Origin of the sequence: Sphingomonas sp. R86520, from assembly GCF_042466285.1 — a bacterium.
GTDB lineage: Bacteria > Pseudomonadota > Alphaproteobacteria > Sphingomonadales > Sphingomonadaceae > Sphingomonas.
Genome location: NZ_JAXHBZ010000001.1, coordinates 2,148,719 through 2,171,654, shown reverse-complemented (window position 1 = coordinate 2,171,654; position 22,936 = coordinate 2,148,719). Strand labels below are relative to the sequence as shown.

The following is a 22,936-nucleotide window of genomic DNA, read 5'->3' as shown; positions in this document are numbered from 1 at the left end:
AACTTTCAAACCAATTACTGGTCGAGGAAGCTCCGCATCTTCCGGCTACGCGACGGATGCTTCAGCTTCCGCAGCGCCTTCGCCTCGATCTGGCGGATGCGCTCGCGGGTGACCGAGAACTGCTGGCCGACCTCTTCCAACGTGTGATCGGTGTTCATGCCGATGCCGAAGCGCATGCGCAGCACGCGCTCCTCGCGCGGGGTGAGCGACGCCAGCACCCGCGTAACCGTCTCCTTCAGGTTCGCCTGGATCGCGGCGTCCACCGGGATGATCGCGTTCTTGTCCTCGATGAAGTCGCCGAGATGCGAATCCTCCTCGTCGCCGATCGGCGTTTCGAGGCTGATCGGCTCCTTGGCGATCTTCATCACCTTGCGCACCTTCTCGAGCGGCATGGAGAGGCGCTCGGCCATCTCCTCCGGGGTCGGCTCGCGGCCCTGCTCGTGGAGGAACTGGCGGCTGGTGCGGACCAGCTTGTTGATCGTCTCGATCATGTGGACCGGGATACGGATGGTCCGCGCCTGGTCCGCGATCGAGCGGGTGATCGCCTGGCGGATCCACCACGTCGCATAGGTGCTGAACTTGTAGCCGCGACGATACTCGAACTTGTCGACCGCCTTCATCAGGCCGATATTGCCCTCCTGGATGAGATCCAGGAACTGAAGGCCGCGGTTCGTGTATTTCTTGGCGATCGAGATCACCAGCCGCAGGTTCGCCTCGACCATCTCCTTCTTGGCGATGCGCGCCTCGCGCTCGCCCTTCTGGACCATGTTGACGATCCGGCGGAACTCGGTGAGCGCCATGCCGGTCTGCTGCGTGATGTCGGCGATCTCGGCGCGGATGCGCTCGACCGCCTCGCCCTCGTTGGCGACGAACGCGGTCCACTTCTTGTCGACCTTGTTGACCGTCGTCAGCCAGTTCTCGTCGATCTCGTGACCGATATAGCGATCGAGGAAGTCCTTGCGCGGCACCTTGTGGCGCTCGGCGAGGCGCAGCATCTGGCCGCCCAGCGCGGTCAGGCGACGGTTATAGGCATAGAGCTGATCGACCAGATATTCGATCTTGGCGTTATGGAACTGGACGCTCTCGACTTCCGCCGTGAGTTCCTCGCGCAGCTTCTGATACTTGCGCTCGTCGGCCGCGGAGAAATCGCCGCCGATGCCCATTGCGTCGACGCGGCTCTGCTGGATCTTGCTGAACTTCTTGTAGAGCGCGGTGATGCTGGCGAACCGCTCGAGCGCGATCGGCTTGAGCTGCTCTTCCATCTGCGCGAGGCTGAGGGTGTTGTCCTCCTCCTCGTCGTCCGATGCGCGCGGGGTGCGACGCTCGCCGTCCTCGTCCTCGTCGGCGGACGGTTCTTCGGGCTCGGCCTCTTCCTTGAACGAGGGGCCCGCGTTCTTCTCGCTGATCTCGCCGTCGTCGGCTTCGCCGTCCTCGGCCATCGCTTCGGGGGCGGGGTCCTTCGACAGCATGGCGTCGAGATCCATGATCTCGCGCAGCTGCATCGTGCCCTCGTTCAGCGCGGTCGACCAGTCGATGATCGCGTTGAAGGTGATCGGCGATTCGCACAGGCCGAGGATCATCGTGTCGCGACCCGCCTCGATGCGCTTGGCGATCGCGATCTCGCCCTCACGGCTGAGCAACTCGACCGCGCCCATCTCGCGCAGGTACATGCGGACCGGATCGTCGGTGCGATCGATGGTCTCTTTCTTCTTCTCGATCGCGGGGCCTGTGTCGGCATCCGCGTCGGCGGCCTCCGGCTCGTCCTCGTCGTCCTTGGCGGGCTCGGTCTCGCCGTCCTCGCCGGCTTCGTCGTTCTCGACGATGTTGATGCCCATCTCGCTCAGCGCGGCGCTGATGTCCTCGATCTGGTCGGACGACATCTCGCCCTGCGGCAGCGCTTCGTTGAGCTGCTCATAGGTGATGTAGCCGCGCTTCTTGGCGCGCGCGATGACCTTCTTGATCGACGCATCGTTCATGTCGATCAGCGGCGCATCGCCGGTTTCGTTCGTCTCGGCGGGTTCCGCCATGTTCGCCTTAGCCATCAATCGCCCTCGGTACCCAACGCTCGGGCGTCTTCGTTCGACTGTACAAGATTTGCAAGTCGGACTTCCAACGCCTGTTTCTCTCTTACCATAGCCACTTGTCGTTCGAACGCATCTTCGGTGAAGTGCGTCTGCATCGCCGCGGTCGCCTGCTTCAGTGCCGCGTCTACCTCAGGGCGGGCGACCATGATCGCGATCGCCTCGTCGAGGTCGGCACGGACGCGGGCTGGATCGGCCGTGGTCTGCGTGAACGAATAGGGCATCGTATCGGCTCTCAACAGGTCACTCGCGACTGAATTGAAACCGGACCTCGCCAATATGGTGAGAAGTCGCCCGCTATCAAGCTTCTGGTCCTCAAGTGCAACATCTACGACCGCTTCGAACAATCGCCCGAGCGCGCCGTCGATCATTTGGAGGGAGCCGAGCACCTCCATGTGGCGCGCAATCTCGACCGGGTGGCGGATCAGCCCGGCGAGCACCGCCTTCGCCAGGACGCGGTCGATGCCGGTGGCGAGGAAGGCCTTCGCGTCTTCGGTGACGGGGGCCGCCGGGGGCTTCCAGCCGCCTTTCGGTCGCTCGCCTCTGGGCACAAAGGGGGCGCGGACGGGTTTGAAATGCTCGTAGAAGCGGTTCTTGAACTCTGCGTGATATTGCTGCTTCACCGACGGGTCGGCGATGCCTTCCGCGAGTTCGTGGAGGCGGCGCTTGAGACCGGCGCGCTGTTCGGGGGTGTCGAGCGCCTCGGCGGCGACTTCGGACGCCCAGAGCCGGTCGACGAGCTGTTCGGGGGTTTTCAGCAGCGCCTCGAACGCGGCGGGACCGCCAGCGCGGACGAGGTCGTCGGGGTCCTGGCCTTGCGGGAGCGTGACGAAGGCGAGGCTGCGGCCGGGCGCGAGTAGCGGGAGCGCGCGGTGGGCGGCCCGGAGGGATGCCTTCTGGCCGGCGCCGTCGCCGTCGAAGCAGAGCAGGGGGACGTCGACCATCCGCCACAGCCGTTCGAGCTGCGCTTCGGTGAGCGCGGTGCCCAGTGGCGCGACCGCTTCGCCGAAGCCGGTCTGGGCTAGCGCGATGACGTCCATATAGCCCTCGACCACCAGCACGCGGCCGGACTTGCGCGAGGCGGGGGCGGCCTTGTCGAGATTGTAGAGCGTGCGGCCCTTGTCGAAGAGTGGCGTGTCGGGGGAGTTGAGGTACTTCGGCTCGCCGCCGTCGAGCACGCGCCCGCCGAACGCGATCGTCCGGCCGCGGGGGTCGCGGATCGGGATCATCAGGCGGCCGCGGAACCGGTCGTACGGGTCCTTGCCCTCGACCGAGATGAGCATGCCGGACTCGACCAGCATCGGGTCGCCGTAATCCTTCAGCGCGGTCTTGAGCTTGCCGCGGCTGTCGGGGGCGAACCCCATGCCGAACGCGCGCGCCGTCTCGGGCTTGATGCCGCGGCGGTCGAGCAGGGCGCGGGCTTCGGTGCCGGGGAGGCCGCTCAGTTGTTCGGTGAACCAGTCGGCGGCGTCGGACATCACCTCGTGCAGGCCCTTGGCACGTTCGGCTTTGGCAGCGGACTGGCGGTCCATCGCGGGCATGTCCATCCCGGCGGCCTGCGCGAGCTCCTTCACCGCGTCCATGAAGGGGAGGCCGCGCTGGTCGGTCATCCACTTGATCGCGTCGCCGTGCGCGGAGCAGCCGAAGCAGTGGTAGAAGCCCTTTTCGTCGTTGACGTAGAAGCTGGGCGTCTTCTCGTTGTGGAACGGGCAGCACCCCTTGTGCTCGCGACCGGCCTTGGTGAGTTTGGTGGTTTTGCCGACGAGCGCCGAGAGCGAGGTGCGGCCGCGGAGCTCGTCGAGGAATTGTGGGGTTAGCGCCATGGGGTGACTTTGGTGGGGGTGGGGTTTGCGGCCAAGCCCTCCCCCGACCCCTCCCGCAGGCGGGAGGGGAGTAGAATGGGGGTTGCGTTTGCGGCGAGCGGAACCGAGTCCCCCTTCCGCTTGCGGGAGGGGTTAGGGGAGGGGCGTTCCGCAAGCACACGCCCGATCTCGGCCACCACGCCTTCCATCCGCTCCAACACATCGTTGTTCCAGAACCGGATCACACGGTAGCCTTGCTGTTCGATGAAGTGCGTTCGCCGGGCGTCGTCGTCGGATTGCCAGTCATGCTGGCCGCCATCGACCTCGATCACGAGCTTCGTTGCGCGGGAAACGAAGTCACAGATGAACGGGCCGATCGGGACTTGGCGGTTGAACCGCACGCCGGAGGTTCGGCGTGCGGCGAGGTGCTGCCACAGCGCGCTTTCGGCGCGGGTGGGGTTGGTGCGGAGTGTTCGGATGCGGGTGCGTTGTTCCAATGCTCCGTCTCCTGTGTGGCGCTGCCCTCCCCCGACCCCTCCCGCGAGCGGAGCAGAATTTACGACAGCGCCGCCTTTACCAGGCCGCTTGCCTTGCTCATGTCCAGCTCGCTTGCGTGGCGAGCCTTCAGCTCCGCCATTACGCGGCCCATGTCTTTCATTCCGGTCGCGCCGAGTTCCGCCTTGATCGCCTCGATCGCAGCGCTCGTTTCCGCCTCGCTCATCTGCTGCGGCAGGAAGCGTTCGATCACCGCGACCTCGGCCGTCTCCGCATCGGCGAGCTCCTGGCGGCCGCCCTTCGAAAACATCTCGATCGACTCGCGGCGCTGCTTGACCATCTTCTGGAGCACTTCGACCACCAGCGCGTCGTCGCTCTCGGGCGCCTTCCCCGTACGCGCCTCAATGTCGCGGTTCTTGATCGCAGCCTGGATCAACGAGATAGCGTTGCGGCTCGGCTTGTCGCCGGCCTTCATGGCGGTCAGCTGCGCAGCCTTGATGTCGTCGCGAATCATGTACTGGTCTTTCAGGTGGTTCGTGCGTAGCCAGACGGGATAGCGCGTCCGCCGCCCGTTTAACAGATTGACGCTGCGGCACGCCGGCCTTAGCGGACACCACTTAGCGACATCGTCAACGTAAAGAGAGTGCCCAGCCTGATGGCCGACACCAATCCTATTGCCATGCCCGCTGGAGCTACGGGCGTCCTGGTCCTCGCCAATGGCGACGTGATCTGGGGTCGCGGGTTCGGCGCAGAGGGCAGTGCGGTCGGCGAAGTGTGCTTCCACACCGCGATGACCGGCTATCAGGAGGTGCTGACCGACCCGTCGTTCGCCGGGCAGATGATCTGCTTCACCTTTCCGCACATCGGCAACGTCGGCGCGAACCCCGACGACGTCGAGGCGGACGACCCGCACGCGCTCGGCATCATCGTCCGCGAGGACGTGACGCAGCCCTCGAGTTTTCGCGCGGTCGAGGGTCTCGATGGCTGGATGAAGCGACATGCGCGGATCGGCCTTTCGGGGGTGGACACGCGTGCGCTGACGCGGCGGATCCGGGTGGCGGGCGCGCCCAACGGCGTGATCGCGCATTCGGCGAGCGGCGAGTTCGACGTGGCTGCGCTGCTGGCGATGGCGCGCGCGTGGCCGGGGCTGGAGGGCATGGACCTCGCCAAGGACGTGTCGACCGAGATGCATTATGGCTGGGGCGAGGATGCGCCCGGCGGTGTCTGGAAGCTGGGCTTCGGCTATTCTTCTTCCCCCCTCCCGCAAGCGGGAGGGGCCGGGGGTGGGCTCGCGCCATCCTCGACAGACGACGGCGCGATTGAGCCTTCTTCCACGGTCGCACCAACAGGTGAGCGCGAGCCCACCCCTCAATCCCCTCCCGCAAGCGGGAGGGGAGGCCAGAAGCCCCACGTCGTTGCGATCGATTACGGCTCGAAGCGCAACATCTTCCGCAACCTTGTCGAGGCAGGCGCGAAAGTCTCCGTCGTGAGCGCCACCGCCAGCTTCGAAGACGTGATGGCGCTCGCCCCCGACGGCATCTTCCTCTCGAACGGCCCCGGCGATCCCGCCGCGACCGCCGAATACGCCGTCCCGGTGATCCGCCAGCTGCTCGAGACGGGCAAGCCGCTGTTCGGCATCTGCCTCGGCCACCAGTTGCTCGGCCTCGCGGTCGGCGCGACCACGACCAAGATGTTCCAGGGCCACCGCGGCGCCAACCACCCGGTCAAGCGCCTGTCCGACGGCGCGGTCGAGATCACCAGCATGAACCACGGCTTCGCGGTCGAGCGGGAGAGCCTGCCCGCGAATGTCCGCGAGACGCACGTGTCGCTGTTCGACGGGTCGAATGCGGGGCTGGAACTTACCGACAAGCCCGCGTTCTCCGTACAGTATCATCCGGAAGCGAGTCCAGGGCCGCAGGACAGCTTGTATCTCTTTGAACGGTTTGTTGGGCAGTTACGCGGTGACTGATGACCAGCTGGCAGGGTACTGTGGTGTCATTCTGCTCTATATGGCCAAGGGAGCAGGAGGCCACGGTTTGTCCGTGCCCCGAGATGAAATAGACGAGCGGATTAGCTTTGTACTCGATCGTCAAATCGATCGTGATGTAGTTCGGTCCGCAGTCAGGATGCTAAACCGTTGCGACATTTCGTACATTGAAGATGATCCCATAACTGGATCTTTTATAAGAGTTTCGCCGGACAAATTCGGTTCTTTTATTGAAGCAGTGACTCGGGAACAGGCGGCATACAATCAGATCATCGATACCGCTGAGGATCCACATTCTGGTATTAACGCAGCAGAGCGCCGTTCGTTTAAATATCTAGAGTTGTATGATCGATACGACGCGCTTCGTAAATATGCCCAGTTCGGCGATGATTGGGCCGCTCTAATGATTGAAAAGCTGAAGGCCGGGTTCGCCTTAGGCAGTGTTATTCCCGCGAGTGATCGGGTGGTGATGCTGTCACACAACAGTCCCGAGGTTGCTGAAATTGTCGCGAGTGCTCAATCGCTTCATCATCAGTTGGCTACCGGAAACGATTTAGGAAATCTGACGCCCGATCAAGCTCAGGCGGCGGCCTCCGAAGTTGCTGAAATAAGGGTTGCGTTTTCGGGACAAGCCGTGCGCGCAAATTTAGCCTATCGGCGCGCCCGTGATACTCTCGAATGGATTGGAAAAGAGGCCGGTGGAGCGCTCGTAGGCACAGCCGCGACCGCTCTGCTGCTGCTGATAGCAAAGTTCCTAGGATTCTGAACATGCCAAAACGCACCGACATCTCCTCGATCCTCGTCATCGGCGCAGGACCTATCGTCATCGGCCAGGCGTGCGAGTTCGATTATTCGGGCACGCAGGCGATCAAGGCGTTGAAGGAGGAGGGCTATCGTATCGTCCTCGTCAATTCGAACCCCGCCACGATCATGACCGATCCCGAGCTGGCCGACGCGACCTATGTCGAGCCGATCACGCCGGCGATCGTCGCCAAGATCATCGAGAAGGAGCGCCCGGACGCGATCCTGCCGACGATGGGCGGCCAGACCGCGCTGAATACCGCGCTCGCGCTGTTCCATGACGGTACGCTGGAGAAGTTCGGCGTGACGATGATCGGGGCGGATGCCGATGCGATCGACATGGCGGAGGACCGGCTGAAGTTCCGCGACGCGATGGACCGGATCGGGCTGGAAAGCGCGCGCTCGGCGATCGCACATACTGTCGAGGAAGCGCTCGAAGGCCTTGAGAAGACGGGGCTTCCGTCGATCATCCGGCCGAGCTTCACGATGGGCGGATCGGGCGGCGGCATCGCGTACAACCGCGAGGAGTTCATCGCGATCGTCCGCAACGGGCTCGATCTGTCGCCGACCACCGAGGTGCTGATCGAGGAATCGCTGCTCGGCTGGAAAGAATACGAGATGGAGGTGGTGCGCGATCGTAACGACAACGCGATCATCATCTGCTCGATCGAGAACGTCGATCCGATGGGCGTCCACACCGGCGACTCGATCACGGTCGCGCCAGCGCTGACGCTGACCGACAAGGAATACCAGATCATGCGCAACGCATCGATCGCGGTGTTGCGCGAAATCGGTGTCGAAACAGGCGGTTCGAACGTTCAGTTCGCGGTCAATCCGAAGGACGGCCGGCTGGTCGTCATCGAGATGAACCCGCGTGTTTCGCGCTCGTCGGCGCTGGCGTCGAAGGCGACCGGCTTCCCGATCGCGAAGGTCGCGGCGAAGCTGGCGGTCGGCTACACGCTCGACGAGATCGAGAACGACATCACCGGCGCAACGCCTGCCGCGTTCGAGCCGACGATCGATTACGTCGTCACGAAGATTCCGCGGTTCGCGTTCGAGAAGTTCAAGGGCGCGTCGAATACGCTCGGCACCGCGATGAAGTCGGTCGGCGAGGTGATGGCGATCGGTCGCAACATCCACGAATCGATGCAGAAGGCGTTGCGCGGGCTCGAGACGGGCCTGTCGGGGTTCAACCAGGTCGATCATCTGGTCGGGGCGCCGCGGGCGGAAATCGAGGCGGCGCTGGCCGTCGCGACGCCGGACCGGTTGCTGGTCGCGGCGCAGGCTTTGCGCGAGGGCTTCACGGTTGCCGAGGTGCATGCGATCGCCAAGTACGATCCATGGTTCCTGGAGCGGATCGCCGAGATCATCGCGGCCGAGGCCGAGGTGATGAAGGACGGCTTGCCGATCGACGCGCCCGGCATGCGCCGTCTGAAGAGCATGGGGTTCAGCGACAAGCGGCTCGCGTGGCTGGCGCTGCAATCCGCCAATCTGCGGGGCATGAACCGCGGGATCGCGCGCGGCTCGGGGCTGATCCACGAGGTGGTCAAGGCGATGACCGGTGGCGTGACCGAGGAGGAGGTGCGCCAGCATCGCCTGAAGCTCGGCGTGCGGCCGGTGTTCAAGCGGATCGATACGTGCGCGGCCGAATTCGATGCGAAGACGCCGTATATGTACTCGACCTACGAGGCGCCGAGCTTCGGCGAGCCCGAGAACGAGTCCGAGCCTACCGATCGCAAGAAGATCGTCATTCTCGGCGGCGGCCCGAACCGGATCGGGCAGGGGATCGAGTTCGATTATTGCTGCTGCCATGCGTGCTTCGCGCTGGCGGATGCGGGCTATGAGACGATCATGGTCAACTGCAACCCGGAGACGGTGTCGACCGATTACGACACTAGCGACCGGCTGTATTTCGAGCCGCTGACCGCCGAGGACGTGCTGGAGATCCTGCATGTCGAGCAGCAGAACGGCACTTTGGTGGGCGTGATCGTGCAGTTCGGCGGGCAGACGCCGCTGAACTTGGCGCGGGCGCTCGAGGCTGCGGGCATCCCGATCCTGGGGACGACGCCGGACGCGATCGATCTGGCGGAGGATCGTGAGCGGTTCGCGGCGCTGATCACCAAGCTCGGGCTGTTGCAGCCGGCCAATGGCCTCGCGCGGAGCCGGGACGAGGCGGTCGCGGCGGCGGAGCGGATCGGCTATCCGGTGCTGATGCGGCCTTCCTATGTGCTTGGTGGCCGGGCGATGGAGATCGTCGATACGATCGGGCAGCTCGAGCATTACATCGCGACCGCGGTGCAGGTGTCGGGCGACTCGCCGGTGCTGATCGACCAGTATCTGCGCGATGCGATCGAGGTCGATGTCGACGCGATCTGCGACGGGACCGACGTGGTGGTCGCGGGCGTGTTGCAGCATATCGAGGAAGCGGGCGTCCATTCGGGTGACTCGGCGTGCTCGATCCCGCCTTATTCGCTGTCGGCGGAGATCATCGCCGAGATCGAGCGGCAGACGGTGGCGCTTGCGCATGCCCTGTCGGTGGTCGGCCTGATGAACATCCAGTTCGCGGTAAAGGACGGCCTGGTCTATCTCATCGAGGTCAACCCGCGCGCGTCGCGCACCGTGCCGTTCGTCGCCAAGGCGATCGGTGCGCCCATCGCCAAGATCGCCGCACGCGTGATGGCGGGCGAGAAGCTGGTCAACCTCCCCAAGATCGACCGGCATATCGACTATTATGCGGTGAAGGAGGCGGTGTTCCCCTTCAATCGTTTCCCGGGCGTCGATCCGGTGTTGTCGCCGGAAATGAAGTCGACCGGTGAAGTCATGGGGATTGATCCCGACTTCACGATCGCGTTCGCGAAGGCTCAGCTTGGCGCCGGGACGATCCTGCCGACCAAGGGCTGTGTGTTCGTCAGCGTGAAGGACGGCGACAAGGCGATGATCGTCGAGGCGGTTAAGGCCTTGATCGATACCGGGTTCTCGATCGTCGCAACGGGGGGCACGGCGGATCATCTGGCGCGCGCTGAGCTGTCCGTGGAGAAGGTCAACAAGGTCGCGCAGGGGCGGCCGCATATCGTCGACCGGATCAAGGACGGCGATATCGCGCTGATCTTCAACACCACTGAGGGGTGGCAGAGCCTGAAGGACTCGCAGCCGATCCGCGCGTCCGCGCTGGGACAACGCATTCCGTACTTCACGACCGCGCCCGCTTCGCTCGAAGCGGCGAAGGCGATCGCCAAGCTTTCGACGCACAGCCTTGAAGTACGGCCGCTGCAATCCTATTATTCGCAGTCGCACGACTGATCCCGACATGAGAATGATGTGTGGGCGGGGCTGGTACAGGGCCTCGCGCGGGGAAATGGATTTGGGGACGAGATGATGGCGACCGTCGAAAAGATGCCGATGCTGCAGGAAGGCTATGAGACGCTGAGTGCGGATCTGAAGCGCCTGAAAGCCGAACGTCCGACGATCGTCGACGCGATCGAAGAGGCGCGCGCACACGGCGATCTGAGCGAAAACGCGGAATATCATGCCGCGAAGGAGCGTCAGGGACAGGTCGAGGCATCGATCTCCGACATCGAGGACAAGCTGTCGCGTGCCCAGATCATCGATCCGAAGGACCTGTCGGGCGACAAGGTCGTGTTCGGCGCCACGGTGACGTTGCTCGACGAGAACGACAAGCCGGTGAAGTATCAGATCGTCGGCCAGACCGAGGCGAATGCGAAGACCGGGCGGATCTCGTATAATTCGCCGCTTGGGCGTGGGCTGATCGGCCGCAAGCTCGACGAAGAGGTCGAGGTCACGGTGCCGGCTGGCGAGCGCTATTACGTCGTCTCCAAGATCGAGTTCATCTGAGCCTTATGCAATTCTTCGAGACGCGGGCGACGGCGATCATCACGATCGTGACGGTCATCGTCTCGGGATTCCTGGTGCTAAGCGGATCGCTTGGCTACTGGGCGGTGAACGCCGGGTTTATCCCGTTGCGGATGACCGATCTTGGTATTCCTAGCGAGCATATGTTCGTGGTGCCGTCCTGGGCGACGCCGCTGACTGCGACGTTGATTCATGGCGGTTGGGCGCACATCGCGCTGAACCTCGTGATGCTGGTGTATTGCGGGCAGTTCGTCGAGAAGGCGCTGGGGACGGTCGGGTTGGTCGTGCTGTATGTGCTGGGCGCGTATGCGGCGGCGGCGGGGCATTGGGCGTTCGGGCCTGAGTCTACCGCGCCGATGATTGGCGCTTCGGGCGCGATTTCGGCGGTCGTTGGGGCTTATGCGCTGTTGTATGGCGAGCGGCGGCCGCGGGCGATCGGGCCGGTGCCGGCTGGGGTCGTGCATGTCGTTTGGCTGGCTGCCGCGTGGATCGGGATCCAGCTGCTGATGGGGCTGGCCGGGTTTGGGGCTTCGGTTGGAGCTAGTGGGCCGATTGCTATTGGCGCGCATATCGGTGGGTTTTTGGCGGGGCTGGTACTGGCTCGGCCTTTGCTGCTGTGGCATTACCGGGCGGCTTGAGCAGCCGGCCACACCGTTCGTCCTGAGTAGCTGCTGAGCTTGTCGAAGCGGCGTATCGAAGGATGGGTTGGCGTACCGGGCCTGTGCTTCGATACGAGCTCTCGATACGCTCCTTGCGGAGCTACTCGGTCTTTACTCAGCACGAACGCGGTGGGGGAGGGCTACTGCCCAAGCCGCGAACTAGCGAGACCGCGGGGGCTCGTAGCCGTAGTCCTGCTTGGCGTGCCCTCACCTATCGCCGCCTTTGGCGTCTCTCCCTCTTCCCGATGGGAGAGGGACGAGAGAGGCCGCTTCACGCGAACTTGATCGTCAGGCGGGTATTGCCAAAACGGTCATCCCTGCGAAGGCGGGGATCCATAGCTTATGTCGTTGCGATCAGGTTGCTACGCCAGCCAGTATGGGTTCCCGCCTTCGCGGGAATGACGGATCCGGAGTAGCTCAAGCTGCAGTCGCACCGAGGTTCGGTTCGAGCATGCGGTGGAGGTGTACAACGACAAATTTCATCTCGGCGTCGTCGACGGTGCGCTGCGCTGCAGCACGCCAGGCCTTTTCGGCGCTGGCGTAATCGGGATAGACGCCGACGAATTCGATCTTGCTCAGATCGTTGAAATCCAGGGTGCGCGGGTCGCTGACGCGGCCGCCGAATACGAGGTGGAGCTTGCTCATGGGCTTGCTTTCCTAGGGAGGGGGTTGCCGCCTCCCTAGCGTGTTCGACCCGCGGTTTGAACCCTTAGGCTACAGGCTTTTGCGAAACCGCCTTCGCACCTGCGGTACCGGCCGTCGTCACGGCCTTGACGATACCCTCAAGCAAGCCCTTGGCCTGATCGCGCGCATTGTCCTTGGTCAGGCCGAGTTCGCCCAGCTCGGAGCGCCCGGCGTCCTTGGCGGCGGCGGTCGCTGCGACGATCGTCTCGCCGATGCGCTTGCCGATCGGTGCCAGCAATTCCTTCTCGCGCGCCGAACGCGGGATCAGCGCGCCGGCGAGCGCGCCGACTGCCAGACCGCCGACGAGGATACCGAGCGGGTTGGATTCGAGGCTGCCGACGGTTCGCTTGGCGGTCGACTTCGATGCTTCGAGCGCTTCGGCGGCCTTGTCGCTGGCGTCGTGATAGACTTTCGAGGCGGTCTCGCGAACGCTGTCATAGCCGTCGCGGAGGCGGCTGTCGGAATGATTGGTGTCGGAGTCGGTCATGATACGGTCCTTCCGGTGGCGAGCTGCGTCGGTTTCAACGCAAGCCGGGACGTGTAGGTTTCAAGGATTTCAACGGCCTCGACGGAACAGGCCAACGATCTGGTGACGCGCGAGGAACAGCCCGGCGACCGCGGCAAAGCCCGCGGCGGGGCCGGGATTGCGCTTCACCGTGTCGACACTGGCGTTCAGCGCGGCCGTGCCAGCATCGGCGACGTCGCGGCCGGCGTTCAGCGCGAGTTTCCTGGGATTGAGCCGGTCCTGCAACTGTTCGAGCGTCATCATGACGCGCTGGCGAGCGAGGGCGGCTTCGATCTCTGCGGCGGCGACTTTGGCGGATGTCATGATGCGGGCTCGCTCTTGGTCTGAAGCTTCGACTTGCCGATCATCGCCAGGATGCCGGCAATCGCCAGCACCGCAACGACGACGATCGCGGTCGCCCAACCAGGCCCTACCAGGGTCGCCAGCGTCAAGATCGCACCGACCAGCAGTGCGATCAGCGCGGCCAGCGCCAGCACGCCGGCGACCGCGAAGAACATCGCCGCCGTCTTGTACGCACTGGCGGTCTCGCCGAACTTTGCCTTGTAGACCGCGACCTCGGCGGTCGCGAGACCGCGTGCCTCACCGGCCAGACGGCCGACGATCGACGCGAGGCTCTCGTCCTCCTCGACCGCGAACTTCACCGGATCCGACAAGCGCTCAGGCCTTCGTGTTCGAGTCGATGCCCGACTGAACCAGTCGGGCGACGACGAACCCGAGGGCGGCGGCTACGCCGACCGCGACACCGGGCGACTTGCGAACGAGTTCGCGGGCGTCGTCGACGAGCTGGTCGACGTCCTTTGCCTTAACCTGTTCGGAGAACGTCGAGACGCTGTCGGCGGCGGTGCGGGCGTAGCCGCCATATTGCGACCCGAGCTTGTCATCGACCTGGCCGGCGGCGTCGGTCAGCAGCTGTGCGAGCTGATCGAGTGCCGTGCCGGCGCGAGCCTTGCCGTCCTCGGCAAAGGTGCGCGCCTTGTCGGCAGCCTGCGTGCCGTACTTGCTCGCATTGTCCTTGATCAACTGCTTGGCATCCGATGCCTTGCTGGTCGCCGCGCCATCGACATTGTCGCCAGAGCCGTCGTTCGTGGCACCCTTCAGTGGCTCGGTGGACGTCAGGTCCGTCGAGGTCGAGACATCGGCATCGCTCATCGGTGTTGCGTTGGTGTCGGCCATGGCCATCCCTTTCGAAATTGTTACAGTCTCAAACCCCGTCGGTCGGCGCGCGGTTCCCTGCTGTGGGCGCGATTGCGCGATATGATTGCCCGTGTCGGCGCGAGACGGTAGAGGCTGCGCGAACGACCCGGGTACCCGACTATCACGGGATTTGTAGGAGCATCGTTACGTGACCGCAATAATCGACCTTCATGCACGCCAGATCCTCGACAGCCGGGGTAATCCCACCGTCGAAGTCGACGTCCTGCTCGAAGACGGCAGCTTCGGTCGCGCGGCCGTGCCGTCGGGCGCATCGACCGGCGCGCACGAGGCGGTCGAGCGGCGCGACGGGGACAAGAGCCGCTGGGGCGGCAAGGGCGTCGACGGGGCGGTCGACGCGGTCAACGACGAGATCACCGACACCGTGCTCGGCATGGACGCGGAGGACCAGTCGGACCTCGACCGCGCGATGATCGAACTCGACGGCACCGAGAACAAGGGCCGGTTGGGCGCGAACGCGATCCTCGGCGTCAGCCTCGCGGTCGCCAAGGCTGCGGCCGAGGCGCGTGGCCTGCCGCTGTACCGCTATGTCGGCGGCGTGCAGGCGCATCTGCTGCCGGTGCCGATGATGAACATCATCAACGGCGGCGAGCATGCCGACAACCCGATCGATTTCCAGGAATTCATGATCGTGCCGGTCGGCGCGTCGAACATCCTCGAGGCGGTCCGCTGCGGCTCGGAGATCTTCCACACGCTGAAGAAGGGCCTGAGCGAGAAGGGCCTGTCGACCAGCGTCGGCGACGAGGGCGGCTTCGCACCGAACATCGGCAGCACCACCGAGGCGCTCGACTTCATCATGTCGAGCATCGAGAAGGCAGGGTACAAGCCCGGCGAGGACGTGATGCTCGCGCTCGATTGCGCGGCGACCGAGTTCTACAAGAACGGCAAGTACGACATCTCGGGCGAGGGCCGGATCCTCGAAAGCGCGGAGATGGCGGAGTATCTTGCGGACCTGACGCGTCGTTACCCCATCTTCTCGATCGAGGACGGCATGGGCGAGGACGATTGGGAGGGCTGGAAGACGCTCACCGACCTGATCGGCGACAAGGTCCAGCTGGTCGGCGACGATCTGTTCGTGACCAACCCGAAGCGTCTGAAGCGTGGGATCGACGGCGGCTATGCGAACTCGCTGCTGGTGAAGGTCAACCAGATCGGCACGCTGACCGAGACTTTGGAGGCGGTGTCGATGGCGCAGCGGGCCAAGTACACCGCGGTGATGTCGCACCGTTCGGGCGAGACCGAGGATTCGACGATCGCCGATCTGGCGGTTGCGACCAACTGCGGGCAGATCAAGACGGGCAGCCTTGCGCGGTCGGACCGGTTGGCCAAGTACAACCAGCTGATCCGGATCGAGGAAGAACTGGGCGATGCCGCGCGCTATGCGGGTCGCGACATCCTGATCGGGGGCTGATTGCCCCATCCGTCATGCCGGGCTTGTTCCGGCATCCACGGTCCCGCATGATCGACAGACTTGATTGTGCGGGACGGTGGACCCCGGAACTAGTCCGGGGTGACGAAGTGGGTTTGGAGTACCGGAGGACGACATGGCGCGCGTGACGACGAAGACCAGCAAGCTGCGGAAGACGATGCGCAAGGCCGCGTGGCCGGCGCTGGGGCTGACGCTGATGGCGTTCTTCGGCGCGTATGCCGTGCTCGGGCCGAACGGGATGTTCGCCTATGGCGACTATAAGCGCCAGCTTGCGAAACGGGAGCTGGACTACGCAGCGCTCGACCGCAAGCGCGAGGTCCTCAAGAACCGGGTGGCGTTGCTGAACCCGGACCATGCGAACCCGGATATGGTCGACGAAATGGTCCGGAAGGAGCTGAACGTCGCGCATCCGGACGAGGTCATCGTGCCACTGGGGAACTAGTCTTTCGATCCTCCCCCGCCAGGGGGAGGTGTCGCCGCAGGTGACGGAGGGGGAGGATACGGAACAGCGGTTTCCTGTTCCTCCCCCTCCGTCAGGCAAGCGCCTGCCACCTCCCCCTTGCGGGGGAGGATTCAGAAATTACCGACCCAGGAACGTCAGCAGGTCGTTGGTGAAGCGATCGCTCTCCGTAATCGTCAGGCCGTGCGGGGCGCCGTCATATTCCACCAGTTGCGAGTCCGCGATGCCCTTGGCGGCGGCGCGGCCGGTGGCGTCGATCGGCACAGTCTTGTCGCTCGTCCCATGGACAACCAGCGTCGGTACGCGGAATGCCGCCAGATCCTGACGGAAGTCGGTGTGGCCGAACGCCTTGGCGCATTCCAGCGTTGGATGAAGCCCGGCCTGCATCGCGAGCCCCCAGACCCAGTCGACGACCTCGTCGCTGACCGGCGAAGTGATGAACCCGACGCCGAGAAACTGCTGGAGGAACGTCTTGAAGAACGCTGGCCGGTCCTTCTCGATACCTGCGCCGATGCTGGCAAGCGTCTCTTCGGGCACGCCGTCCGGGTTGTCGTCGGTCTTCAGCATGTACGGGACGACCGACGAAATCAGCCCGGCGGCGATCACGCCCTTGCCCTCGTAGCGGCTCATGTAACGGGCGATCTCGCCGCCGCCCATCGAGAAGCCGACGATCGTCGCGTCGCTGGTCGCGCCGGTGGCCTCCATGACGTCGGCCAAGTCGTCGGTCAGCGTGTCGTAATCATAGCCGGTCCAGGGCTGACCCGAGCGACCGAAACCGCGGCGGTCGTAGGCGATCGCGCGGAAGCCGGCCTGCGCGAGCGCCATCGCCTGCGCGTCCCAGCTGTCGGCGTTGAGCGGCCAGCCGTGGGTAAGGATCACCGGGCGACCCGTGCCCCAGTCCTTGACGTAAATGTCTGTACCGTCACGGGTTTTTACATAGGGCATGAAGCTGTCCAGTCTCTCGTGGTAGATGCAGCCTTAACGGCCGAACGCTTTTGCCGTTCCGCACACTGGCGTCCGTCGCTCTTTGGGCGGCTGTTCGTGGGGTATGCGTTTGCGGAAGGGTGGGCGCATTATGCCGAGGAAATGATGTGGGAAGCGGGGCTCAACAACGGTGATGCGGAGACGCATGTCGGGCAGATCTCGAACGCTCTGCTGCGGGATTGCCGGTATCTTTCGGCGATCCGTATGCATGCGAAGGGAATGACGCAGGAGCAGTCGTTCCGGATGTTCGTCGACGAGTGTTACCAGGACGAGGGGAACGCGAAGCAGCAGGCGGCGCGGGGGACGTATGATCCGGCGTATCTGAATTATACTATGGGCAAGCTGATGATCCGCAAGCTGCGGGCGGATTGGACCGCGACGCGGGGCGGGCGGAAGGCCTGGAAGGCGTTCCATGATCAGTTCCTGAGTTATGGCGGGCCACCGATTCCTTTGGTTCGGGCGGCGATGATGGGGGAGGCCAAGGCGACGGCTGCTTTCTGAGGGGGGGGAGCGATCGTTCTCCCATCCACCCCGGCGAAGGCCGGGGCCCAATTGGGGAGCGTCGCTAACGAAGCGCAGTCCTCCGTTATGCCGACCTTTCCAATTGGGCCCCTGCCTCCGCCGGGGTGGTGCATCTGGGGTAAAGGCTTCCCAAACCAAAGCTTGTGTCCCCGCGAAGGTAGGGACCTAGGCTTGGCATCCGCCTTCGCGGGTGAACATCTTCTTGCTGCTCCCTCTCCCCCTTCCGGGGAGAGGGCTGGGGTGAGGGGCTGTTCCGGGCGGAGCGCTGCTTGGCTGCCCCTCACCCCGACCCTCTCCCCGGAGGGGAGAGGGAGTAGGTCACCGCGCTTGGGAAGCCGGCTGGACGTCCTGTGTTTCTTCGGTCGGCGGGTTGCGGATCGAGGGGCGGAGGCGGCTCAGGCTGCATAGGCCTGCCACCAGCGCTAGGCCCGCTGCGACGAGAGGCGGGGTCATGCCCGCGCCTACGCCCATCGCCAAGAGGGCGGCGACCAGGGTCGCGCCGGTCGTCTGGCCGACCAGGCGAACCGTCGAGACGAGGCCGCCAGCCGCTGCTGCGCGTTCGCGGGGGGCGCTGCCGATGATCAACCGCGCGTTCGGGGCCATGAACATCCCGAACCCCGAGCCGCACAACGCCATTCGCCAGGCGATGTCGAAATAACTCGGGTCGACCGGCATGAACGCGATCAGCAGCAGCGCGCAGATCGATACGCCCATGCCGATCCCGCCGAGCAGCCCGGCCGGATAGCGATCCGACAACCACCCCGACAGCGGCGCGACGAACATGTTGGCGAGCGGCCAAGGCGCGATCGCGGCGCCGACTTCCGCCGCGCTGAAGCCGTAGGCGTGCGTCAGGCGGAACGGCGTCGAGAGCAGCAATGTCATCTGCGCGATGAACGCGGTGTACGCACCGATCGCCGACAGCGCGAGCACCGGCCGCGCGAGCAGGTCGATCGGCAGGATCGGCTTGGTCTCGCCCTGTTCGCGCTTTACGAAGAACCAGCCGATCACCGCGCCGGTCAGGACGATCGCGGCGGAGACGATCGGGCTGTCGCCGTGGACCGCGCTTTCCGCGCCGCCGATGACGAGGCCTATCATCGCTGCGCACATGACCGCGCCGAGGACGTCGAAGGGTTCGTCGTGTTTCCGTGGTTCGGGTAGTGCGCGGCCGAGCAAGAGCGACGCGATCGCGAACGGTACGGCGCTGGCGAACACCCAGGGCCAGGGGGCGATGGCGAGGACCAGACCGCCGATCGTCGGGGCGAGTGCCGCGGAACTGGAGACGACCACCGAGTTGATGCCGAGTCCGCGGCCGAGCTGCTTGGTCGGGTAGATCGAGCGGATCAGCGCTGAGGAGACGCTGAGCGCGGCTGCGGCACCCAGGGCTTGCGCGGCGCGGACGACGAGCAGGAACGGCAGGCTCTTCGCGAAGAAACACAGCAATGTCGCGACGGTGAAGAGCAGCTGGCCATATTGGTACATGCGCTTCAGGCCGATGCGGTCGCCGAGGCCGGAGAACGGGAGCAGCGCCATCGCCAGGATCAGCTGGTACACGGTGACGACCGTCACCACCGCGCTGTTGCCGACGTGCAGGTCGCGCGCGATCGTCGGCAGCGCGACGGTGGCGATGCCGCCGTCGATGATGGTGAGCGCGGTGCCTGCCGAAATTGCGGCGATCGCGACGAAGCGGCGCGGTTTGGGCAGGCCGTCGGCCGCCGATATCTGTTCCGGTTGCATTGCGGACCGCGATAGACCTCGGCATGTATCCCGCCAAGCAAATCAGGGAGATACGGTGATGCGGGTTCTGGCTTCGATGCTTGCGGCGACGATATTGAGCGGTGGCGCCGGACTTGCGGGCGGTGCCGCGCTTGCCCAAGTCGCACCGATGACCAAAACGAACACTGCCGATCCGTATATCTGGCTCGAGGACAAGGACGGCGCGAAGCCGCTCGCCTGGGTCGAGGCGGAGAATGCGAAGACTCTCCCGCGGCTGCAGAACGATCCGCGCTACAAGACCTTCTATGCCGAGGCGCTGGCGATCGCGTCGGCAAAGGATCGCATCCCGATGCCGAACCAGATGTTCGGGCGGATCTATAATTTCTGGCGCGATGCCGAGCATCCGCATGGGCTGTGGCGCTGGACGAGCGCGGCGGACTACGCGTCGGCGACGCCGAAATGGACGACCGCGCTCGACCTCGATGCGCTGGGCAAGGCCGAGGGCAAGCAGTGGGTGTGGAAGGGGTCGACCTGCCTCCAGCCCGAGGAGCGGCTGTGCCTCGTCGCGCTGTCGGAGGGTGGCGAGGATGCGGTGACGTATCGCGAGTTCGACCTGTCGACCGGGGCATTCGTCGAGGGCGGCGTCACGCTGCCGAAGTCGAAACAGGATGCGAGCTGGGTCGACAAGGATACGCTGCTGGTCGCGCGCGACTGGGGGGCGGGGACAACGACGCAGTCGGGTTACGCCTTCGTGTTGAAGCAGGTGAAGCGCGGCCAGCCGCTGACCGCCGCGACCGAGGTGTATCGCGGCGCGGCGACCGACCATGGGGCGACCGGCGCGGACGTGCTGACCGACGAGAAGGGCAATCGGCTGGTCGTGATCCAGCGGCGGAAGACGTTCTTCGGTGCGGACAAGCTGGTGTGGACGCCGGCGGGGACGCGGCCGTTGGCGTTGCCCGACCGGACGTTTCCGGTTGGCATGATCGACGGACAGGTGATCTTCTCGACCAGTGACCCTTGGGGCAAAATCCCCGAGGGGGCGGTCGCGTCGGCGCCGCTTGCCGAGGTCGAGAAGGGCACGATCAACCCGACGATCGTATTCGCACCGGGGCCGCGCCAGTCGGTCGATGGGATGGCGCTGACCAAGTCGAAGCTGTTGCTGGTGGTGTCGGACAACGTCCGTGGCCGCGCGTCGGTTTACACGCATGGGGCGGGGGGCTGGACCGCCAAGCCGATCGCGCTACCCGACAATGCTTCGATCGACGTCGCGAGCACGACCGATCGCAGCGACGATGCGTATCTGACGGTGACCGGGTTCCTGACGCCGACCTCGCTCTATTCGCTGGATGCGGCGACGGGTGCTGCGCCGAAGCCGATCAAGACTCTGCCGCCGAAGTTCGATGCGTCGAACGACGTAGTCGAGCAGTTCGAGGCGACGTCCACCGACGGGACGAAGGTGCCGTATTTCGTGGTGCACAAGAAGGGCATCACGCTCGACGGGACGACGCCGACGATCATGACGGCGTATGGCGGTTTCCAGGTGTCGATGACGCCGAGCTATTCGGGGAGCACCGGCAAGCTTTGGCTTGAGCGGGGCGGGTCGTATGTGCTCGCCAACATCCGTGGTGGTGGCGAGTTCGGGCCCAAGTGGCATGATGCCGGGCGGAAGACGAAGCGGCAGGTGATCTATGACGACTTTGCGGCGGTGGCCAAGGACCTGTTCGCGCGGAAGCTGACGAGTCCGGCCAAGCTGGGGATTTATGGCGGGTCGAATGGCGGGTTGTTGATGGGCGTCGAGTTCAACCAGCATCCGGACCTGTGGAAGGCGGTGACGATCCAGGTGCCGCTGCTCGACATGATCCGGTATGAGGGGATCGCGGCTGGGGCGTCTTGGGTCGACGAATATGGCTCGGTGACGGTGCCGGCGGAGAAGGCGTTCCTCGAGACGATCTCGCCGTATCAGAACATCAGGAAGGGCGTCGCGTATCCGGAGCCGTATATCTGGACGACCACCAAGGATGACCGGGTCGGGCCGCAGCATGCGCGCAAGTTCGCGGCGCGGTTGAAGGAGTACGGGCTGCCGTATCTCTATTATGAGGATACCGCCGGCGGGCATTCGGGGGATGCGGATATCGAGCAGGGGGCTAGGTTGCAGGCGCTGCAGATGACGTATTTCACGCAGAAGCTGGTCGGGCCGGCGAAATAGTAGCTGCTATCCTCATCCTCCCCCGCCAGGGGGAGGTGGCAGGCACAGCCTGACGGAGGGGGAGGTAAGCGACACCGCCGTTGCGTGTCCTCCCCCTCCGTCACCTTCGGCGCCACCTCCCCCTTGCGGGGGAGGATCAGGTCCGGCGACCGATCAGCGGCAGCGGACCTGGCTATTGTTCTGATCCACGCTGCGGCCCGCGAGCCCTCCGACAGCCGCGCCGAGCAACGTGCCGACGGTGCGCGAACGACCGCCGTCGATCACGTTGCCGAGGATGCCGCCACCAGCCGCGCCGATGATCAGCCCGGTCGTGCCGTCGTTGCGCTTGCAGTAATATTTGCCGTCCTGCCCGGCATAGACGCGGTCGTTCGACGACAGCGTGCGCTCCTGATAATTCGGGCCGGCGCGGTAGTAGCGCGAAGGATCGTAATTGCCCTCATCGCGCTCGTCGAGATATTGATCCTGCCCCGCGCGGTCGGGTGCCTGGCGATAGCCGCCCTGCGGTGCGTAACCGCCACGGTTGCCGCGGACCGACTGGTAGCGATCGAATTCCTGGCGGAAGATCTGCAATTCGCTGTCGAGTCGCGACTGAGCTGCGGCAAAGCGCGCGTCGTCGGCGCTGCTCTGTGCTAGCGCGGGCGTTGCAGCGGACAGGCAGGTGGCAGCGATCAGTGCAGCCGTGCCGAGAAAACGCTTCATGATCCGGATCCTTCTAGATGGTCACAACGAGAGCGGGCGGCAGCATCGCGCCACCACCCGCTCGATTTCAAGATCTATCAGCGGCAGATCTGCACGCGACGATGATGGCGCCATTCGGTGCGGCAGCGGCGATGATTGTTCCAGTTGCGGCGATCGTTGCCGCGGCCGCGATAGCGACGGTCGTCGTGGCGATCGCCGCGATGGTCGTTGCCGCGGAAATCGCGATGGTCGCCGCGGTTGTCGTGCTGCTGGCTGTAGCCGCGGTCGCGCTGTGCTTCGGCAGGCGCTGCGGCGCCGAGGCCGAGCGTCGCGAAGGCAAGCCCGGCGGCAATGATGTGCGTGAACTTCATGATACGTCCTCTCGGCCCGACGATCGGGCTGTGCCGGTGATACGGCTGTCGAGAGACATCGTTCCTGAACGACATTGTCGGCTGGCGTACAGGTTGTCCGCTCGAGCCGCAGTTTGCGACCCCCGCGCGGTGGTCAGGCCGCAACACCCTCGATCACGAAGACCCGGTAATCGGCGCCCTTGAGGCGGTGCTGCAAGGCATCCTGATAGATCGGGCTGTCATACCAGGCATGCGCCTCGGCCAGATCCGGAAATTCCAGGATGACCGCACCGTCCACGGTCGGCCCTTCGAGCGTCTCGACGGCACCGTAGAACGCCAGTGGCTTCAGCGTGCGCCCTTCACGGGCCGCCGGCGCCTTCGCCTGATACTGCTTCATCTCGGCAGGATCGGTAATCTCGTTACGCACGAACACGACATAGGCCGCCATCATCATTCTCCTTCTGCACCGGCACGATT

The 22,936-nt window shown here is 64.7% G+C and carries 22 protein-coding genes and 1 pseudogene; 9 read left to right on the top strand and 14 right to left on the bottom strand.

Annotated features, from left to right (window positions below; all coding sequences use genetic code 11):
• Window positions 1-14 precede the first annotated feature (14 nt).
• From rpoD to SJY41_RS09875, 4 genes are read right to left on the bottom strand one after another with little or no spacing between them, the layout of a single operon-like run.
• The gene (gene rpoD / locus SJY41_RS09890) at window positions 15-2,042 is read right to left on the bottom strand and encodes an RNA polymerase sigma factor RpoD (RefSeq protein ID WP_332799572.1); all 2,028 of its coding nucleotides are present in this window, start codon (window positions 2,040-2,042) and stop codon (window positions 15-17) included.
• The gene (dnaG, locus tag SJY41_RS09885) at window positions 2,042-3,904 is read right to left on the bottom strand and encodes a DNA primase (RefSeq protein WP_380781279.1); all 1,863 of its coding nucleotides are present in this window, start codon (window positions 3,902-3,904) and stop codon (window positions 2,042-2,044) included. Before dnaG ends, rpoD begins: the two co-directional genes overlap by 1 nt.
• Entirely contained in the window at window positions 3,895-4,380 is a 486-nt protein-coding gene (locus tag SJY41_RS09880) for an endonuclease domain-containing protein (RefSeq protein WP_380781277.1), read from the bottom strand. Before SJY41_RS09880 ends, dnaG begins: the two co-directional genes overlap by 10 nt.
• Before the next feature lie 59 nt (window positions 4,381-4,439).
• A complete protein-coding gene (locus SJY41_RS09875) occupies window positions 4,440-4,892 on the bottom strand; it encodes a GatB/YqeY domain-containing protein (RefSeq protein WP_380781275.1) in 453 nt (150 codons plus the stop codon).
• 141 nt (window positions 4,893-5,033) lie between these two features.
• On the opposite strand from SJY41_RS09875, the gene SJY41_RS09870 reads away from it, so the two are divergent.
• From SJY41_RS09870 to SJY41_RS09850, 5 genes are all read left to right on the top strand, one after another.
• Window positions 5,034-6,347: a carbamoyl phosphate synthase small subunit gene (locus SJY41_RS09870; protein WP_380781273.1), complete on the top strand. Its 1,314-nt coding sequence runs from the start codon at window positions 5,034-5,036 to the stop codon at window positions 6,345-6,347.
• Window positions 6,340-7,131, top strand: coding sequence for a hypothetical protein (locus SJY41_RS09865; protein WP_380781271.1), 792 nt, complete (start codon window positions 6,340-6,342; stop codon window positions 7,129-7,131). Before SJY41_RS09870 ends, SJY41_RS09865 begins: the two co-directional genes overlap by 8 nt.
• 2 nt (window positions 7,132-7,133) lie before the next feature.
• Window positions 7,134-10,466, top strand: coding sequence for a carbamoyl-phosphate synthase large subunit (gene carB, locus SJY41_RS09860; RefSeq protein ID WP_380781269.1), 3,333 nt, complete (start codon window positions 7,134-7,136; stop codon window positions 10,464-10,466).
• Window positions 10,467-10,541: 75 nt separating this feature from the next.
• Window positions 10,542-11,018, top strand: coding sequence for a transcription elongation factor GreA (gene greA, locus SJY41_RS09855; RefSeq protein WP_056052861.1), 477 nt, complete (start codon window positions 10,542-10,544; stop codon window positions 11,016-11,018).
• A 5-nt stretch (window positions 11,019-11,023) separates the two neighbouring features.
• The gene (locus SJY41_RS09850) at window positions 11,024-11,674 is read left to right on the top strand and encodes a rhomboid family intramembrane serine protease (RefSeq protein WP_380781267.1); all 651 of its coding nucleotides are present in this window, start codon (window positions 11,024-11,026) and stop codon (window positions 11,672-11,674) included.
• Between the two features lie 438 nt (window positions 11,675-12,112).
• On the opposite strand, the gene SJY41_RS09845 is transcribed toward SJY41_RS09850, so the two are convergent.
• The 5 genes from SJY41_RS09845 to SJY41_RS09825 form a co-directional block, all read right to left on the bottom strand.
• The gene (locus tag SJY41_RS09845) at window positions 12,113-12,340 is read right to left on the bottom strand and encodes a DUF4170 domain-containing protein (RefSeq protein ID WP_380781265.1); all 228 of its coding nucleotides are present in this window, start codon (window positions 12,338-12,340) and stop codon (window positions 12,113-12,115) included.
• A gap of 64 nt (window positions 12,341-12,404) precedes the next feature.
• On the bottom strand, window positions 12,405-12,866 hold the full coding sequence (locus SJY41_RS09840) for a hypothetical protein (RefSeq protein WP_380781263.1): 462 nt from the start codon (window positions 12,864-12,866) through the stop codon (window positions 12,405-12,407).
• Window positions 12,867-12,935: 69 nt separating this feature from the next.
• On the bottom strand, window positions 12,936-13,208 hold the full coding sequence (locus SJY41_RS09835; RefSeq protein WP_380781261.1) for a phosphatase: 273 nt from the start codon (window positions 13,206-13,208) through the stop codon (window positions 12,936-12,938).
• Window positions 13,205-13,558: a phage holin family protein gene (locus SJY41_RS09830; RefSeq protein WP_380781259.1), complete on the bottom strand. Its 354-nt coding sequence runs from the start codon at window positions 13,556-13,558 to the stop codon at window positions 13,205-13,207. The genes SJY41_RS09835 and SJY41_RS09830 overlap by 4 nt, the downstream gene beginning before the upstream one ends.
• A 4-nt stretch (window positions 13,559-13,562) precedes the next feature.
• Window positions 13,563-14,078, bottom strand: coding sequence for a hypothetical protein (locus SJY41_RS09825; RefSeq protein WP_380781257.1), 516 nt, complete (start codon window positions 14,076-14,078; stop codon window positions 13,563-13,565).
• A gap of 169 nt (window positions 14,079-14,247) precedes the next feature.
• On the opposite strand from SJY41_RS09825, the gene eno reads away from it, so the two are divergent.
• Together eno and SJY41_RS09815 are read left to right on the top strand one after the other, a co-directional pair.
• Entirely contained in the window at window positions 14,248-15,528 is a 1,281-nt protein-coding gene (gene eno / locus SJY41_RS09820; RefSeq protein WP_380781255.1) for a phosphopyruvate hydratase, read from the top strand.
• A gap of 133 nt (window positions 15,529-15,661) precedes the next feature.
• Window positions 15,662-15,988: a septum formation initiator family protein gene (locus tag SJY41_RS09815; RefSeq protein WP_380781253.1), complete on the top strand. Its 327-nt coding sequence runs from the start codon at window positions 15,662-15,664 to the stop codon at window positions 15,986-15,988.
• Window positions 15,989-16,126: 138 nt separating this feature from the next.
• Here the strand turns inward: SJY41_RS09815 and SJY41_RS09810 are convergent, their stop codons facing one another.
• Window positions 16,127-16,951, bottom strand: a complete 825-nt coding sequence (locus SJY41_RS09810) for an alpha/beta fold hydrolase (protein ID WP_380781251.1) — start codon at window positions 16,949-16,951, stop codon at window positions 16,127-16,129.
• Between the two features lie 60 nt (window positions 16,952-17,011).
• Here SJY41_RS09810 and SJY41_RS09805 point away from each other — a divergent pair.
• A pseudogene (locus tag SJY41_RS09805) lies at window positions 17,012-17,491 on the top strand (DUF885 family protein); the annotation flags it as partial.
• Window positions 17,492-17,830: 339 nt separating this feature from the next.
• On the opposite strand, the gene SJY41_RS09800 reads toward SJY41_RS09805, so the two are convergent.
• Window positions 17,831-19,246: an MFS transporter gene (locus SJY41_RS09800; RefSeq protein WP_380781249.1), complete on the bottom strand. Its 1,416-nt coding sequence runs from the start codon at window positions 19,244-19,246 to the stop codon at window positions 17,831-17,833.
• A gap of 58 nt (window positions 19,247-19,304) precedes the next feature.
• Here SJY41_RS09800 and SJY41_RS09795 point away from each other — a divergent pair, with 58 nt between their 5' ends.
• Window positions 19,305-21,431, top strand: coding sequence for a prolyl oligopeptidase family protein (locus SJY41_RS09795; RefSeq protein ID WP_380781247.1), 2,127 nt, complete (start codon window positions 19,305-19,307; stop codon window positions 21,429-21,431).
• A gap of 153 nt (window positions 21,432-21,584) precedes the next feature.
• Here the strand turns inward: SJY41_RS09795 and SJY41_RS09790 are convergent, their stop codons facing one another.
• From SJY41_RS09790 to SJY41_RS09780, 3 genes are all read right to left on the bottom strand, one after another.
• On the bottom strand, window positions 21,585-22,130 hold the full coding sequence (locus tag SJY41_RS09790) for a glycine zipper 2TM domain-containing protein (RefSeq protein ID WP_380781245.1): 546 nt from the start codon (window positions 22,128-22,130) through the stop codon (window positions 21,585-21,587).
• 77 nt (window positions 22,131-22,207) lie between these two features.
• A complete protein-coding gene (locus SJY41_RS09785) occupies window positions 22,208-22,480 on the bottom strand; it encodes a hypothetical protein (protein ID WP_380781243.1) in 273 nt (90 codons plus the stop codon).
• Between the two features lie 133 nt (window positions 22,481-22,613).
• Complete coding sequence (locus SJY41_RS09780) at window positions 22,614-22,907, bottom strand: DUF1330 domain-containing protein (RefSeq protein WP_380781241.1); 294 nt, start codon at window positions 22,905-22,907, stop codon at window positions 22,614-22,616.
• Window positions 22,908-22,936 lie beyond the last annotated feature (29 nt).

Excerpts from the sequence above, each read along its gene's own strand:
- rpoD (WP_332799572.1), bottom strand. The coding sequence starts at position 2,042 with ATGGCTAAGGCGAACATGGCGGAACCCGCCGAGACGAACGAAACCGGC.
- dnaG (WP_380781279.1), bottom strand. The coding sequence starts at position 3,904 with ATGGCGCTAACCCCACAATTCCTCGACGAGCTCCGCGGCCGCACCTCG.
- SJY41_RS09875 (WP_380781275.1), bottom strand. The coding sequence starts at position 4,892 with ATGATTCGCGACGACATCAAGGCTGCGCAGCTGACCGCCATGAAGGCC.
- SJY41_RS09870 (WP_380781273.1), top strand. The coding sequence starts at position 5,034 with ATGGCCGACACCAATCCTATTGCCATGCCCGCTGGAGCTACGGGCGTC.
- carB (WP_380781269.1), top strand. The coding sequence starts at position 7,134 with ATGCCAAAACGCACCGACATCTCCTCGATCCTCGTCATCGGCGCAGGA.
- greA (WP_056052861.1), top strand. The coding sequence starts at position 10,542 with ATGGCGACCGTCGAAAAGATGCCGATGCTGCAGGAAGGCTATGAGACG.
- SJY41_RS09850 (WP_380781267.1), top strand. The coding sequence starts at position 11,024 with ATGCAATTCTTCGAGACGCGGGCGACGGCGATCATCACGATCGTGACG.
- SJY41_RS09845 (WP_380781265.1), bottom strand. The coding sequence starts at position 12,340 with ATGAGCAAGCTCCACCTCGTATTCGGCGGCCGCGTCAGCGACCCGCGC.
- SJY41_RS09840 (WP_380781263.1), bottom strand. The coding sequence starts at position 12,866 with ATGACCGACTCCGACACCAATCATTCCGACAGCCGCCTCCGCGACGGC.
- SJY41_RS09835 (WP_380781261.1), bottom strand. The coding sequence starts at position 13,208 with ATGACATCCGCCAAAGTCGCCGCCGCAGAGATCGAAGCCGCCCTCGCT.
- SJY41_RS09825 (WP_380781257.1), bottom strand. The coding sequence starts at position 14,078 with ATGGCCGACACCAACGCAACACCGATGAGCGATGCCGATGTCTCGACC.
- SJY41_RS09815 (WP_380781253.1), top strand. The coding sequence starts at position 15,662 with ATGGCGCGCGTGACGACGAAGACCAGCAAGCTGCGGAAGACGATGCGC.
- SJY41_RS09810 (WP_380781251.1), bottom strand. The coding sequence starts at position 16,951 with ATGCCCTATGTAAAAACCCGTGACGGTACAGACATTTACGTCAAGGAC.
- SJY41_RS09800 (WP_380781249.1), bottom strand. The coding sequence starts at position 19,246 with ATGCAACCGGAACAGATATCGGCGGCCGACGGCCTGCCCAAACCGCGC.
- SJY41_RS09795 (WP_380781247.1), top strand. The coding sequence starts at position 19,305 with ATGCGGGTTCTGGCTTCGATGCTTGCGGCGACGATATTGAGCGGTGGC.
- SJY41_RS09790 (WP_380781245.1), bottom strand. The coding sequence starts at position 22,130 with ATGAAGCGTTTTCTCGGCACGGCTGCACTGATCGCTGCCACCTGCCTG.
- SJY41_RS09785 (WP_380781243.1), bottom strand. The coding sequence starts at position 22,480 with ATGAAGTTCACGCACATCATTGCCGCCGGGCTTGCCTTCGCGACGCTC.
- SJY41_RS09780 (WP_380781241.1), bottom strand. The coding sequence starts at position 22,907 with ATGGCGGCCTATGTCGTGTTCGTGCGTAACGAGATTACCGATCCTGCC.